Source organism: Streptomyces bungoensis (assembly GCF_001514215.1).
Taxonomy (GTDB): domain Bacteria; phylum Actinomycetota; class Actinomycetes; order Streptomycetales; family Streptomycetaceae; genus Streptomyces; species Streptomyces bungoensis.
In genome coordinates, this window is sequence record NZ_KQ948853.1 from 220,654 (window position 1) to 235,328 (window position 14,675).

General features: G+C 73.5%; 13 protein-coding genes. 11 read left to right on the forward strand and 2 right to left on the reverse strand.

Going from position 1 to position 14,675, the window contains the following annotated elements:
* The first annotated feature begins 5 nt into the window (after positions 1-5).
* The 6 genes from AQJ66_RS08540 to AQJ66_RS08565 all read left to right on the forward strand — a co-directional run bounded on the left by AQJ66_RS08540 (position 6) and on the right by AQJ66_RS08565 (position 7,406).
* Positions 6-1,871 carry an acetyl/propionyl/methylcrotonyl-CoA carboxylase subunit alpha gene (locus tag AQJ66_RS08540; protein WP_061918748.1) on the forward strand — a complete coding sequence of 622 codons (1,866 nt, stop codon included), beginning with the start codon at positions 6-8 and terminating at the stop codon, positions 1,869-1,871.
* Complete coding sequence (locus AQJ66_RS08545; protein ID WP_061918750.1) at positions 1,868-3,028, forward strand: acyl-CoA dehydrogenase family protein; 1,161 nt, start codon at positions 1,868-1,870, stop codon at positions 3,026-3,028. Before AQJ66_RS08540 ends, AQJ66_RS08545 begins: the two co-directional genes overlap by 4 nt.
* Before the next feature lie 38 nt (positions 3,029-3,066).
* Entirely contained in the window at positions 3,067-4,635 is a 1,569-nt protein-coding gene (locus tag AQJ66_RS08550; RefSeq protein ID WP_061918752.1) for a 4-coumarate--CoA ligase family protein, read from the forward strand.
* Complete coding sequence (locus AQJ66_RS08555; protein ID WP_061918754.1) at positions 4,632-5,372, forward strand: enoyl-CoA hydratase family protein; 741 nt, start codon at positions 4,632-4,634, stop codon at positions 5,370-5,372. The genes AQJ66_RS08550 and AQJ66_RS08555 overlap by 4 nt, the downstream gene beginning before the upstream one ends.
* A complete protein-coding gene (locus AQJ66_RS08560) occupies positions 5,357-5,968 on the forward strand; it encodes a TetR/AcrR family transcriptional regulator (RefSeq protein ID WP_061918756.1) in 612 nt (203 codons plus the stop codon). The genes AQJ66_RS08555 and AQJ66_RS08560 overlap by 16 nt, the downstream gene beginning before the upstream one ends.
* A 406-nt stretch (positions 5,969-6,374) precedes the next feature.
* Entirely contained in the window at positions 6,375-7,406 is a 1,032-nt protein-coding gene (locus tag AQJ66_RS08565) for an isopenicillin N synthase family dioxygenase (RefSeq protein ID WP_061918758.1), read from the forward strand.
* A gap of 65 nt (positions 7,407-7,471) precedes the next feature.
* On the opposite strand, the gene AQJ66_RS08570 is transcribed toward AQJ66_RS08565, so the two are convergent.
* Positions 7,472-8,572 carry a citrate synthase 2 gene (locus AQJ66_RS08570; RefSeq protein WP_061918760.1) on the reverse strand — a complete coding sequence of 367 codons (1,101 nt, stop codon included), beginning with the start codon at positions 8,570-8,572 and terminating at the stop codon, positions 7,472-7,474.
* Between the two features lie 167 nt (positions 8,573-8,739).
* Here AQJ66_RS08570 and pdxH point away from each other — a divergent pair, with 167 nt between their 5' ends.
* The 3 genes from pdxH (at position 8,740) to AQJ66_RS08585 (ending at position 11,707) form a co-directional block, all read left to right on the forward strand.
* Complete coding sequence (gene pdxH, locus AQJ66_RS08575; RefSeq protein ID WP_061918762.1) at positions 8,740-9,426, forward strand: pyridoxamine 5'-phosphate oxidase; 687 nt, start codon at positions 8,740-8,742, stop codon at positions 9,424-9,426.
* Positions 9,427-9,728: 302 nt separating this feature from the next.
* The gene (locus tag AQJ66_RS08580; RefSeq protein ID WP_061918764.1) at positions 9,729-10,184 is read left to right on the forward strand and encodes a GNAT family N-acetyltransferase; all 456 of its coding nucleotides are present in this window, start codon (positions 9,729-9,731) and stop codon (positions 10,182-10,184) included.
* Between the two features lie 113 nt (positions 10,185-10,297).
* A complete protein-coding gene (locus AQJ66_RS08585; RefSeq protein ID WP_061919359.1) occupies positions 10,298-11,707 on the forward strand; it encodes a PAS domain-containing protein in 1,410 nt (469 codons plus the stop codon).
* A 13-nt stretch (positions 11,708-11,720) separates the two neighbouring features.
* Here AQJ66_RS08585 and AQJ66_RS08590 read toward each other — a convergent pair whose 3' ends face one another.
* The gene (locus AQJ66_RS08590) at positions 11,721-12,476 is read right to left on the reverse strand and encodes an SIS domain-containing protein (RefSeq protein ID WP_061918766.1); all 756 of its coding nucleotides are present in this window, start codon (positions 12,474-12,476) and stop codon (positions 11,721-11,723) included.
* A 229-nt stretch (positions 12,477-12,705) separates the two neighbouring features.
* Here AQJ66_RS08590 and AQJ66_RS08595 point away from each other — a divergent pair, with 229 nt between their 5' ends.
* Together AQJ66_RS08595 and AQJ66_RS08600 are read left to right on the forward strand one after the other, a co-directional pair.
* Complete coding sequence (locus AQJ66_RS08595; protein ID WP_061918767.1) at positions 12,706-13,398, forward strand: iron-dependent transcriptional repressor DtxR; 693 nt, start codon at positions 12,706-12,708, stop codon at positions 13,396-13,398.
* A gap of 321 nt (positions 13,399-13,719) precedes the next feature.
* Positions 13,720-14,583: an alpha/beta fold hydrolase gene (locus AQJ66_RS08600; RefSeq protein WP_061918769.1), complete on the forward strand. Its 864-nt coding sequence runs from the start codon at positions 13,720-13,722 to the stop codon at positions 14,581-14,583.
* Positions 14,584-14,675: the final 92 nt, after the last annotated feature.

Below are 14,675 nucleotides of genomic sequence, written 5' to 3' on the forward strand. Positions count from 1 at the left end.
GGTCCATGGTCCAGACACTCCTCGTCGCCAACCGCGGCGAAATCGCCTGCCGGATCTTCCGCACCTGCGCCGCGTGGGGGATCCGCACGGTCGCCGTGCACTCGGACGCCGACGAGAACGCGCTCCACGTGCGCGCGGCCGACACCGCGGTCCGCCTGCCGGGCGCGACGCCCGCCGAGACGTACCTGCGCGGCGACCTCGTCGTGAAGGCCGCCCTCGCCGCCGGCGCGGACGCCGTGCACCCCGGCTACGGCTTCCTCTCCGAGAACGCCGGCTTCGCCCGCGCCGTCCTCGACGCCGGCCTGACCTGGATCGGCCCGCCCCCCGAGGCCATCGAGGCGATGGCGTCCAAGACGCGCGCCAAGGAACTGATGGGCGTCGCGCCGCTCGGCGAGGCCGACGTCACCGAGGCCGACCTGCCGGTGCTGGTGAAGGCCGCCGCGGGCGGCGGAGGGCGCGGCATGCGCGTCGTGCGCCGCCTGGACGAGCTGCCCGCCGCACTGGAGGGCGCACGCGCCGAGGCGGCGAGCGCGTTCGGTGACGGCGAGGTGTTCGTCGAGCCGTACCTCGCCCACGGCCGCCACGTCGAGGTGCAGATCCTCGCCGACACCCACGGCACCGTCTGGGCCCTCGGCACCCGCGACTGCTCCCTGCAGCGCCGCCACCAGAAGGTCATCGAGGAGGCACCGGCACCCGGCCTGTCCCCGGGACTGGAGGAGGAACTGCACGGCCTGGCCGTCCGCGCCGCCCGCTCCGTCTCCTACGTCGGCGCCGGAACCGTCGAGTTCCTCGTCGCCGACGGCCGCGCCCACTTCCTGGAGATGAACACCCGCCTCCAGGTCGAACACCCCGTCACCGAGGAGGTGTTCGGCATCGACCTGGTCGCGCAGCAGATCCGCGTCGCCGAGGGCCACGCCCTCCCGGTGGACCCGCCCCCCGCGCGCGGCCACGCCGTCGAGGCCCGCCTGTACGCCGAGGACCCCGCGCGCGACTGGGCGCCCCAGACCGGCACCCTGCACCGGCTCGACGTACCGCCCGGCGTCCGCCTGGACACCGGCTACACCGACGGCGACACCATCGGCGTCCACTACGACCCGATGCTCGCCAAGGTGATCGCCCACGCCCCCACCCGCGCGGAGGCGCTGCGCAGGCTCGCCGGCGCGCTCGAACGCACCCGGCTGCACGGCCCGGTCACCAACCGCGACCTCCTCGTCCGCTCCCTGCGGCACGAGGAACTCGCCGCCGCCCGCATGGACACCGGCTTCTACGACCGCCACCTGCCCGCCCTGACGGCCCCCGCCCCCGACCCGCACGCCCCGCTCGCCGCCGCCCTCGCCGACGCCCACGGCCGCTCCCGCTTCGGCGGCTGGCGCAACGTCCCCTCGCAGCCGCAGGTCAAGCGGTACGAGACGGCCGGGCAGGAGCACGAGGTCCACTACCGGCACACCCGGCAGGGCCTCGCCGCCGACGGCGTCCGCGTCGTGCACGCCGACGCGCACACCGTCGTCCTCGAAGCCGACGGGGTACGCCGGACGTTCGAGGTCGCGCGCTACGGCGACGAGATCCACGTGGGCGGCACCCGCCTCACCGCCCTGCCCCGCTTCCCCGACCCCGCCGCCCAGCTCGCCCCGGGCTCCCTGGTGGCCCCGATGCCGGGCACCGTCGTACGCGTCGCCGAAGGCCTGGCCGAGGGGGCGGCCGTCCAGGCCGGGCAGCCCCTGATCTGGCTGGAGGCCATGAAGATGCAGCACCGCATCACCGCACCCGCCACCGGCACCCTCACCGCCCTGCACGCCGAGCCCGGACAGCAGGTGGAACCCGGCACGGTGCTCGCCGTCGTGCGGGAAACCCCGTCCCAGGAGCGCCCATGACCGCCGTCATCGAATCCGAAGAGCACAAGGCCCTGCGATCCGCGGTCTCCGCGCTCGGCAGGCGCTACGGCCGCGACTACATCACCCGCACCATCGCGGAGGGCCGCCACCCCACCGAGCTGTGGGCCGAGGCGGGCAAGCTCGGCTACCTCGGGGTCAACCTCCCGGAGGAGTACGGCGGCGGAGGCGGCGGCATCGGCGAACTCTCCATCGTCCTGGAGGAACTGGGCGCCGCCGGCTCCCCGCTCCTCATGCTCGTCGTCTCACCGGCCATCTGCGGCACCGTCATCTCCCGCTTCGGCACCGAGGAGCAGAAGCGGGCCTGGCTGCCCGGACTCGCCGACGGCACCCGCACGATGGCCTTCGGCATCACCGAACCCGACGCCGGCTCCAACTCCCACCGCATCACCACCACCGCCCGCCGCGACGGCGCCGACTGGCTCCTCACCGGCCGCAAGATCTACGTCTCCGGCGTCGACCAGGCGGACGCCACCCTCATCGTCGGCCGCACCGCGGACGCCCGCACCGGCAGCCTCAAACCCTGCCTGTTCATCGTCCCCCGCGACACCGAGGGCTTCGCCCGGCACCCCATCGACATGGAACTGAACGCCGCCGAGAAGCAGTTCGAGCTTGTCCTGGACGACGTGCGGCTGCCCGCCGACGCGCTCGTGGGCGACGAGGACGCCGGCCTGCTGCAGCTGTTCGCCGGACTCAACCCCGAACGCATCATGACGGCCGCCTTCGCGATCGGCATGGGCCGCCACGCCCTCGCCAAGGCGATCGAGTACGCCCGCGTCCGCACCGTCTGGAAGGTCCCCATCGGCGCCCACCAGGCCATCGCCCACCCCCTGGCGCAGGCCCACATCGACCTGGAACTGGCCCGGCTGATGATGCAGAAGGCGGCCCACCTCTACGACAGCGGCGACGACATCGGCGCCGGCGAGGCCGCCAACATGGCCAAGTACGCCGCCGCGGAAGCCTGCGTGAAGGCCGTCGACCAGGCCGTGCACACCCTCGGCGGCGCCGGGCTCACCCGCGAGTTCGGACTCGCCTCGTTGATCACGGCCTCACGGGTGGCCCGTATAGCTCCGGTGAGCCGGGAGATGATCCTCAACTACGTCTCCCACCAGACCCTGGGTCTGCCCAAGTCGTACTAGACACTCGCGCAGACCCCTCGTGGCCGCTTGGAGGAACCGTGTTCCGCAGCGCGTACGCAGACGTCCCGCCCGTAGAACTCCCCATCCACGAAGCCGTCCTGGGCCGGGCCGCCGAGTTCGGCGACCACCCGGCCCTGATCGACGGCACGGACGGCACCACCCTCACCTACGGACAGGTGGACCGGTTCCACCGGCGCCTCGCCGCCGCCCTCGCCGACGCCGGGGTCCGCAAGGGCGACGTCCTCGCCCTGCACAGCCCCAACACCATCGCCTTCCCCACCGCCTTCTACGCCGCCACCCGCGCCGGCGCCTCCGTCACCACCGCGCACCCCCTCGCCACCCCCGAGGAGTTCGCCGAGCAGCTCCGCGACAGCGCCGCCCGCTGGATCGTCACCGTCTCGCCCCTGCTGGCGTCCGCCCGCCGGGCCGCCGAACTCGCGGGCGGCATCCGGGAGATCCTCGTCTGCGACAGCGCCCCCGGGCACCGCTCCCTCATCGACCTGCTCGCCACCACCGCCCCCGAACCCGACCTCGCCTTCGACCCGGCCGAGGACGTCGCCGCCCTGCCGTACTCCTCCGGCACCACCGGCACCCCCAAGGGCGTCATGCTCACCCACCGGCAGATCGCCACCAACCTCGCCCAGCTGGAACCCGCCGTCCCCGCCGGACCCGGCGACCGCATCCTCGCCGTCCTCCCCTTCTTCCACATCTACGGCCTCACCGCCCTGATGAACGCCCCGCTGCGCAAGGGCGCCACGGTCGTCGTCCTGCCCCGCTTCGACCTCGAGACCTTCCTCGCCGCCATCGAGACCCACCGCATCACCGGCCTGTACGTCGCCCCGCCGATCGTCCTCGCCCTCGCCAAACACCCCGCGGTCGCCCGCTACGACCTGTCCTCCCTCCAGTACGTCATCAGCGCCGCCGCCCCCCTCGACGCGCAGCTCGCCACCGTCTGCGCCGAACGCCTCGGCCTGCCCCCGATCGGCCAGGCCTACGGCATGACCGAACTCTCCCCCGGCACCCACGTCGTCCCCGTCGACCGCCTGCACGACGCCCCCGCCGGCACCGTCGGCCGGCTCATCGCCGGAACCGAGATGCGCATCGTCTCCCTCGACGACCCCGGCAAGGACCTCGGCACCCGCGAACCCGGCGAGATCCTCATCCGCGGCCCGCAGGTCATGAAGGGCTACCTCGGCCGCCCCGACGCCACCGCCGCCGTGATCGACCCCGACGGCTGGCTGCACACCGGCGACGTCGGCCACGTCGACGAGGACGGCTGGCTCTTCGTCGTCGACCGCGTCAAGGAACTCATCAAGTACAAGGGCTTCCAGGTCGCACCCGCCGAACTCGAGGCCCTGCTGCTCACCCACCCCGGCATCGACGACGCCGCCGTGGTCGGCGCCCGCAACGAGGACGGCAACGAGATCCCGCACGCCTTCGTCGTCCGCCGGGCCACCGCCGGCGACCTGACCGAGAACGAGATCATGCTCTACGTCGGCGAGCGCGTCGCCCCCTACAAACGCGTCCGCAAGGTCACCTTCCTCGACACCGTCCCCCGCGCCGCCTCCGGCAAGATCCTGCGCCGACAGCTCCGGGAGCACCCATGACCGCCCTCATCGGCCGCACCCGCGAGCGAGCCGTCGAAACCCTCAGCCTCGACTCCACCGGCACCCGCAACGCGCTCTCCGCCGCCCTCGTCGCCGCCCTCGCCGACGCGCTGGCCGACTGCGCCGAGGACCCCGGCGTCCGCGCCGTCGTCCTCACCCACACCGGCACCACCTTCTGCGCCGGCGCCGACCTGCGCGACCCGCCCGACCCCGACGCCCTCGTCGGCCTGCTCCGCCAGATCGTCGCGCTGCCCAAACCCGTCGTCGCCCGGATCACCGGCCACGTCCGCGCCGGCGGCCTCGGCCTCCTCGCCGCCTGCGACATCGCCGCCGCCGCACCGGCCGCCACCTTCGCCTTCACCGAGGTCCGCATCGGCGTCGCCCCCGCCGTGATCTCCCTCCCGGTCCTCCCGCGCGCCGACCCCCGCGCCCTCGCCCGCTACTACCTCACCGGCGAACGCTTCGACGCCGCCGAGGCCGTACGCCTCGGCCTGCTCACCACGACCGCCGACGACGTCGACCAGGCCCTCGCCCCCGTCCTCGACGGCCTGCGCCGCTCCGCCCCCGAGGCCCTGACCGAGACGAAACGGCTGCTCACGGCTAGGGTGCTGGAGACGTTCGACCGGGACGCGGCCCACCTGACCGCGCTCTCGGCCCGGCTGTTCTCCTCCGCCCACGCCCGGGAGGGGATGACGGCCTTCCTGGAAAGACGGGATGCGGCATGGGTGGTGGTGTGAGTACAGCGGCGGAACGCGACCGCGTACCCAAGCAGGACCGCAGCCGGGCCACCCGGCAGCGGCTCCTGGAGGCCGCCGTGGCCTGCCTCGCCGAGCACGGCTGGGCAGGCTCCACGGTCTCCGTCGTCGCCGAACGCGCCGGCGTCTCCCGGGGCGCCGCCCAGCACCACTTCCCCACCCGCGAGGACCTCTTCACGGCCGCCGTCGAGTACGTCGCCGAGGAACGCTCCACCGCCCTGCGCGAACTTTTCCCCGACGGCCCCGCAGACCGCCGCGCCGTCGTCGCCGCCGTCGTCGGCCTCTACACCGGCCCCCTCTTCCGCGCCGCCCTCCACCTGTGGGTCGCCGCCAGCGACGAGGAACAGCTCCGCGCGCGCGTGACCGAACTCGAGGCCCGCGTCGGCCGCGAGTCCCACCGCATCGCCGTCGAACTCCTCGGCGCCGACGAGTCCCGCCCCGGCGTCCGGGAAACCGTCCAGGGCCTGCTCGACATGGCCCGCGGCCTCGGCCTCGCCAACCTCCTCACCGACGACACCGCCCGCCGCGAGCGCGTGGTCGCCCAATGGGCGGCACTCGTGGACACGGCCCTGGACTGAGCCGCCACCGAGCCGGCGCGACGACCACCACGCCCACGGCCATCTCGGCCTCGAATCCTGGAACCGGCCCGAGATCACCGAGGACTTCCGCGGCCGGCCGGCCGGCCGGGCGACGAGACGGGCACCGCACGGTCCACCTCCAGGGCGAACTCCGACCTCGCCCACCGCGGCCCCGGCACAGTGAGCCCGGCCACAGGCGCATCCCGCGAACCGCAGTACCCTGTGCTCCATGCTTCCGATGCTCGTCCGACGCCGCCACGTGGACTACGTGCGCGTCACGAGCATGGGCTGTCGGCGCTTCTCCGCCTGACCCAGCCCCCTGCGCGCTTTCTCCCTCTTCCGGCACCCGGGGGCCGCCACACCCCCGGCGGCCGCCCGTGCCCCGTACACCCAGCGGACGCACCCCATGACGACGCACACCGCGACGAACCCGTCGTACGCCCAGCTCCCCATCATCGACCTCTCCGCCGCCGACCGCGGCCCCCAGGCCCGCGCCCTCCTCCACGCCCAGCTGCACAGCGCCGCCCACGACGTCGGCTTCTTCCAGCTCGTCGGCCACGGCGTGACCCCGGCCGAGACCGACGCGCTGCTCACCGCCATGCGCGCCTTCTTCGCCCTCCCCGAGGCCGACCGGCTCGCCCTCGACAACGTCCGCTCCCCGCACTTCCGCGGCTACACCCGCACCGGCGACGAACGCACCGCCGGTGCCCGCGACTGGCGCGACCAGCTCGACATAGGCGCCGAACGCCCCGCCCACGTCCCCGGCCCCGGCGAACCGCCCTACTGGTGGCTGCAGGGCCCCAACCAGTGGCCGGCCGCCCTCCCCGGACTGCGCACCGCCGCCCTCGCCTGGATCGACCGGCTGAGCGCCGTCGCCGAGCGCCTGCTCCGCGAACTGCTGACCGCCATCGGCGCTCCCGCAGGCTTCTACGACCCCGTCTTCGGCGAGCACGCCCACCCGCACCTCAAGCTCGTCCGCTACCCCGGCAGCGCGGGCGACGGCACCGACCAGGGCGTCGGCGCCCACAAGGACTACGGCTTCCTCACCCTGCTCCTGCAGGACGCCGTCGGCGGCCTCCAGGTCCAGCGCGCGGACGGCCGCTTCCACGACGTGCCGCCGATCGAGGGCGCCTTCGTCGTCAACCTGGGCGAACTCCTCGAGGTCGCGACCAACGGCTACCTGATCGCCACCAACCACCGCGTGGTGAGCCCGCCCGGAGCGACGGAACGCTTCTCCGTCCCGTTCTTCTACAACCCCCGCCTGGACGCCCGGATCGAGCCGCTGCCCTTCCCGCACGCCACCACGGCCCCCGGCATCACCACCGACCCGGCCAACCCGCTGTACGCCGAGTACGGCTACAACGAACTCAAGGGCAAGCTCAGGGCCCACCCGCTGGCGGCGCAGCGGCACCACGGGGACCTGCTGACCCCGGCGTGACCCTGCCGCAAGGGGCGCGGGCGGCCGCACCGGCGTGCGACCGCCCGCGCCCCTCAGCGGCTCCCTCAGTGGGCGATGTCCGCGTACCCCTCGACGTCCCGCGGACTGCGCGGTCCCGGCCCCACGTACTTCGCCGACGGCCGCACCAGCCGCCCCGTCCGCTTCTGCTCCAGGATGTGCGCCGACCAGCCGGCCGTCCTCGCGCACGTGAACATCGACGTGAACATGTGCGCCGGCACCTCCGCGAAGTCCAGCATGATCGCCGCCCAGAACTCCACGTTCGTCGCCAGCACCCGGTCCGGCCGCCGGTTGTGCAGCTCCTCCAGCGCCGCCTTCTCCAGCGCCTCCGCGATCTCGAACCGCGGCGCCCCCAGCTCCCGCGCCGTACGCCGCAGCACCCGCGCCCGCGGGTCCTCCGCCCGGTACACCCGGTGCCCGAACCCCATCAGCCGCTCACCGCGGTCCAGGGCCCGCCTGACGTAGCCCTCCGCGTCGCCGGTGCGCTCGATCTCCTCGATCATGCCGAGCACCCGCGAGGGCGCACCGCCGTGCAGCGGCCCGGACATGGCGCCCACCGCACCCGACAGCGCGGCGGCGACGTCCGCCCCGGTCGAGGCGATGACCCGCGCGGTGAACGTGGAGGCGTTCATGCCGTGCTCGGCGGCCGACGTCCAGTACGCGTCGACGGCCGCCACGTGCTTCGGGTCCGGCTCACCCCGCCAGCGGATCATGAACCGCTCCACCACGGAGCCCGCCTTGTCGATCTCCCGCTGCGGCACCATCGGCAGCCCCTGCCCGCGCGCGGACTGGGCGACGTACGACAGCGCCATCACCGCGGCGCGCGCGAGGTCGGCGCGAGCCTGCGCCACGTCGATGTCCAGCAGCGGTTTCAGGCCCCACACCGGGGCCAGCATGGCCAGCGCGGACTGCACGTCGACGCGGATGTCACCGGAGTGCACGGGGATCGGGAAGGGCTCGGCGGGCGGCAGTCCGGGATTGAACGCGCCGTCCACCAGCAGCCCCCACACGTTCCCGAAGGAGACGTGCCCGACCAGATCCTCGATGTCGACGCCCCGGTAGCGCAGGGCGCCGCCCTCCTTGTCCGGTTCGGCGATCTCCGTCTCGAACGCGACGACTCCTTCGAGCCCGGGTACGAAGTCGGACATCAGGCGGCTCCTCGTGAAAGTGTCGGCGGCGGTCACCCCGGTGATGCCCCGATAGGCCGGTGGTCACCCGAACCGCGTCGGAACCAGCACGATAACCCCGAGTGCCATAGTTGGGGAGCCCACACGACACTGAGTGCCACGCCCGTTCGATACGGCAGGATGACCGCGTGACCGACAGCGACGCCACCCTCGACCCCCTCCTGGACCCCGCCGCCATGCGCAAGCAGTACCGGGCGGCCGGGCTGGACGAGAAGGACCTCGCCACGCAGCCCATGGACCACTTCGCCGGCTGGTTCGAGGACGCCGCACGGGCGGCCCTGCACGGCACCCTCTACGAACCCAACGCGATGGTCGTCTCCACGGCCGACGCCACGGGACGCCCCAGTTCGCGCACGGTCCTCATGAAGCAGTTCGACAGCGAGGGCTTCGTCTTCTACACCAACTACGACTCCCGCAAGGGGCGCGACCTCGCGCAGAACCCGCACGTCTCGCTGCTCTTCCCCTGGCACCCCATCGCCCGCCAGGTCATCGTCACCGGCACCGCCCGCCGCACCAGCAGGGAAGAGACCACCGCCTACTTCCGCACCCGCCCGCACGGCTCCCGGCTGGGCGCCTGGGCCAGTGCCCAGTCCACGGTGATCGCCTCCCGCACCGACCTGGACACCGCCTACGCCGACCTGGAGGCCCGCTACCCCGAGGGCGAGGAGGTCCCGGTCCCGCCGCACTGGGGCGGCTTCCGCATCACCCCGGAGATCATCGAGTTCTGGCAGGGCCGCGAGAACCGCCTCCACGACCGCCTGCGCTACGTCTCCCGGGGGGACGGCACCTGGACGGTGGAGCGCCTCAGCCCCTGAGCACGCAGACGACCCGCGGGCTGGGTTCCTCCGAGGAGGAGCCGGCCGGACGTACCGGCAGCCCGCGGGTCGGGTGACTGCTTGGGATTGGGCCGGCTGCACGTACTGTCACGTGCTGGTCCGGCACCGCACTGGATGTGGTGGCGAGCCGCTAGCCCGCAGCCACCTCACGCGTCCGGTTCTCATACATCTGCCGAACCACCTCCCTTCTCGTGTACCGCACACCTTAGGAAGTGGTCGGGAGCTGCTCAACCCCTTTTTTTCCGTGGACGGCCTCCGCTGCCGGTCCTACGGTTCGGATCATGACCGATCTCCGCATACAGCCCGTCGACGGCGACCCCATGCTCGAGCAGTGGCGGCATGTCCACAACGTGGTCGTGCCGCCCGCCGCGATGTCCCTGGAGGAGGCGCGGGAGCGGCTGGGGCGGTATCGGCTGGAGAACGCCTATGTGGGGGATGTGCTGGTGGGGTGTTCCACCGTGCGGCCACCTAGTGGGGAGGGGGCGGCGGCGACGGTGATCGCGCGGGTGCTGCCGGAGTTCCGGCGGCGGGGGTTCGGTGCCGCGCTGTACGAGAACGGGCTCGCCCACGCGCGCGGGCTGGGTGCCGAGACGGTCGAGACGTGTGTGCTGGCGGTGAACGGGGACGGGCTCCGGTTCGCCGGGCGGCGCGGGTTCGTGGAGGTCGACCGGTATGTGCTGGACGGGGAGCTCGACGAATGGGTGGACCTGCGGCTGGAGCACGGGGGCGGCCACTGATTGCCGCAGACTTGCGGGAACAGGATGTGGGCTGTGTCACGTTCCAGTTGAATGAAAGGCCAGTGAGCGAACCGAGCGCCGTACGGGCGCGGACGAAGCCTCAGGGGGTCAGGGTGAGTGCTTCCCGGCGGAGTGGGGCCACCGACGAGCTGGGGCCGGACGATCCCGACGGCCCCGAGGAGCCCGGTGGGTCGGACCTGCTCGCCGCGCTGCTGGACGGCATGGACGCGGCGCTGTGCGCGTTCGACGCGGACGGTGTCGTCACCCATTGGAACCGGGAGGCCGAGCGGATTCTCGGCTGGACCGCGGCGGAGGCGGTCGGGCGGCACGGGTTCGCCGGGTGGGCGGTGCGCAGCGCGGACGCCGAGGAGGTGCACGCCCGGCTGATGTCGGCGATGCACGCGCCGGGCCGGCAGGTGCAGGAGTTCGCCCTGGTCACCAAGGACGGCGGGCGGGTGCTGGTGCGGACGCAGTCGGCGGCCGTGCGCGGGCCCGACGGGAAGCCGGCCGGGGTGTACTGCGCGTTCAGCGAGGTGCACGCGCAGATCGATCTGGAGCGGTCGATCGCGCTGAGCGAGGCGTTGTTCGAGGACGCGTCGTGGGGGGTTGTCCTGGTGGACGCGGACCTGCGGCCCGCCGTCGTCAACGCGCACGCGGCGCGGGCGCTGGGCATCGGGCGTACGTCGGCGCTGGGGCGGCCGCTGGGGGAGTTGCTGGCGCAGGGTGTGGAGGAGCTGGAGAGCGCGCTGACCCATGTGCTGGCCGAGGGGGCGCCGCCCGCGCCGGCCGAGATGTGGGTGGCGGTGCGGACGGCGGAGGGCGAGCGGCGGCGGTGCTGGCGCAGCGGTTTCGTGCGGCTGGCGTCGCCGCTCGCCGAGGAGCCGGTGCCGCTGGGGGTCGGCTGGTTGTTCCTGGACGTCACGGAGGCGAAGCAGGGGGAGCAGGAGGGGGCGCTGCTGCGGTTCCGGACGAATCAGCTGCACCGTGCGGCGCGGGCCGCCGCCGAGTGTGAGGATCCGGCGGAGGCGGCGACCGTGCACCTGGACTTCGCGCTCGCCGGGTTCGCCGATCACGCGCTGCTGGACAGGGTGGCGGGTGTGCCGCGGGCGGAGGGTGCGGAGGCGGCGGGTCCGGTGCGGCTGGTGCGGCTGGCGGCGACGCCCGCGGGGGCGCCGGGGCCGAGTTCGCTGACAGGGGCGGCGGGGCTGCCGGTGCGGTACGGGGAGGGGCATCCGGCGCTGCAGTGTGTGGAGCGGGCGGGTGCCGTGCGGGCGGACGCGCCGGGGTCGGCGGAGCGGGCGCGGGAATGGGCGCTGGAGCGGCAGTGGCCGGGTGACGCGGTGCACGCGTTGTGCGCGGTGCTGCGCAGCCGGGGGCGGACGCTGGGTGTGGTGACGTTTCTGCGGGGGGCGGGGCGCAGCCGCTTCGAGCGGGTGGACGCGGTGTACGCGGAGGACGTGGCGGTACGGGTCGCGGCGGCGCTGGATCTGGCGGACGCGGTGCGGCGGGGGCCGGCGGAGTGACGCCGGCCCGGTTTCAGTGCCGGTAGAAGATCCGGTCGCCGTACTGCTCCATGATGCGGCGGTTCCAGTCGTGGCCGCCGTCGACGTTGCCGGAGCGCAGCAGCGGGGGTTCGATGCCGCGGTCGGCGAGGGTGGCCGCGGTGGTGGCCATGACGGCCTGCATGAGGGCGGAGGTGACCACCGTGGAGGCCGGGGCGAAGGGGGCGGGGATGGTGTCGAGGGTGAGTTCGGCGTCGCCGACGGCGATCTTGGAGTCGAGGACGACGTCGCAGTGGTCTTTCAGGAAGGTGCCCGAGGTGTGGCGTGAGGTGGTCTCGGCGGCGTAGGCCACGGAGGTGACGCCGATGACCTTGACGCCGAGGGTGCGGGCGGTGAGGGCCATCTCGACGGGGAGGGCGTTGCGGCCCGAGAGGGAGATGACCACGAGGGCGTCGCCGGCGCGCAGGGGCGAGGTGGCGAGGACGGCGCTCGCGAGGCCGTCCACGCGTTCCAGGGCGGAGCCGAGGGTGGCGGGGGTGACGTCGACGCCGACGACGCCGGGGACGGCGAGGAGGTTCATCAGGGCGAGTCCGCCGGCGCGGTAGACGACGTCCTGGGCGGGCAGGGAGGAGTGTCCGGCGCCGAAGGCGAACAGGCGGCCGCCGGCCGCGACGGTGTCGGCCAGCAGGGTGGCGGCGGCGGTGACGGCTTCGGCCTCCTCCTCCCTGACCCGGTGCAGGAGGGTGATGGCGGCGTCGAAGAACAGGTCGGCCGGCGTGCCGTCGCTCATGCGGTGCCCCTTCGCAGCGTCTGTGTCGCGGATCACCGTGCGGTCTGGACCAGTGCGGTGTCAATACGGGGGGCGTGTGGCGGCCGGGGCGGGGCCCGGCCGTCCGGCGGCGGCCCGTTCCCCCGGATTCACCGGTAGCGCACGGTTGTCAGTGGTATCCGGCAGAATTGAGGTCAGGGCCAGCGCACGCGCCGGGCGAGCTTCCGGCAGAGGTAATCGAGGGGCACGTATGTCCGGACTGATCGACACCACGGAGATGTATCTCCGCACCATCCTCGAGCTGGAAGAGGAAGGCGTCGTCCCCATGCGCGCCCGCATCGCGGAGCGGCTGGACCAGAGCGGGCCGACGGTGAGCCAGACGGTGGCGCGGATGGAGCGCGACGGTCTGGTGTCGGTCGCCAGTGACCGGCATCTGGAGCTGACGGACGAGGGCCGCCGGCTGGCCACGCGGGTGATGCGCAAGCACCGGCTGGCGGAGTGTCTCCTGGTCGACGTGATCGGCCTGGAGTGGGAGCAGGTGCACGCGGAGGCGTGTCGCTGGGAGCACGTGATGAGTGAGGCCGTGGAGCGCCGGGTGCTGGAGCTGCTGCGGCATCCGACCGAGTCGCCGTACGGCAATCCGATCCCGGGTCTGGAGGAGCTGGGCGAGAAGGACGGGGCGAATCCGTTCCTGGACGAGGGGATGGTCTCGCTGGCGGACCTGGAGCCCGGTTCGGACGGGAAGACGGTCGTCGTCCGGCGGATCGGTGAGCCGATCCAGACCGACGCCCAGCTGATGTACACGCTGCGGCGGGCGGGGGTGCAGCCGGGCTCGGTGGTGAGTGTGACGCAGTCGGCCGGCGGGGTGCTGGTGGGCAGTGGCGGTGAGGCCGCCGAGCTGGAGGCGGACATCGCCTCGCACGTGTTCGTGGCCAAGCGCTGAGTGTGGGAGGGCCCCGGCGCCTGGTGGCGCCGGGGCCTGTCCTCCCCTTGCTCTGACCCGGAGCCCCGAGCTCTCAGGGTCAGTCCCCCTCGGACCGTTTTTCCCCGAGCGGTCCGCCTCCCGCCAGAAAGATCCCCTCGGTGGCGGCGATCATTCCTTGGGGGGTGTCACTCGAACGAGGGGTGTTGACCACGAAGGCCCCATTTTCGAATGGGCTTTCGAGACGCTTGGGTAGGCTGCGGTCGCGGTAACCACGGCACGACGGGAAACAAGGGCAGTACACCGGTACGAGGCAGGCGGAGCTTGGGGGGTACCAGGCCGATGGCACGGCGTATCGACGTGACGGGAGCGGGCGGGGTGCGCCTTGCCGCCTGGGAGTTCTCGGACCCTCCGAAACCGGAGGCGGAGCCCACCGCCGTCCCGGGGGTGCTGTTACTCCACGGCCTGATGGGCCGCGCCTCGCACTGGGCGTCCACCGCCCGCTGGCTCGCCGAGCGGTACCGCGCCGTGGCGCTCGACCAGCGCGGCCACGGCCGCAGCGAGAAGCCGCCGGAGGCCGCCTTCACCCGCGAGGCCTACGTCGAGGACGCCGAGGCCGCGCTCGAGCAGCTGGGCCTCGCCCCCGCCGTCCTCGTGGGCCACGCCATGGGCGCCCTGACCGCCTGGCAGCTCGCCGCGAAACGCCCCGACCTGGTGCGCGGCCTGGTCGTCTGCGACATGCGGGCCTCCGCGCTCGGCGCGGCCTCCCAGCGCGAGTGGGCCGACTGGTTCCGCTCCTGGCCGGTCCCCTTCGCCACCCTCGCCGACGTCCGCAAGTGGTTCGGGGAGGACGATCCCCGGGTCGAGCGCCCCAGTCCGTCCCGCGGGGACTTCTTCGCCGAGATCATGCGGGAGGCCGCCGACGGCTGGCGCCCCGTCTTCGAGCAGGAGCAGATGCTGCGCACCCGCGAGAGCTGGGTGTACGACGCGCACTGGGAGGAGCTGGCCCAGGTCCGGTGCCCGGCGCTGGTCGTGCGCGGGCTCGACGGGGAGCTGGGGCGGGCCGAGGCGCAGGAGATGGTCCGGGTGCTGCCGCTCGGGGAGTACGCGGAGGTGGCCGACGCGGGCCATCTGGTGCACTACGACCAGCCGGCGGCCTGGCGCGGGGTCGTCGAGCCGTTCCTCGACGGAGTGTTCGGGGGGTGAGCGACTGAACGCCCGCGGGCGGGATGCCGGTGCGGCTGCGCTGCGGCTGCGTCGCGGCCCTGCCGCCCCGTTCCCCTGCTCCCGCCGACGTG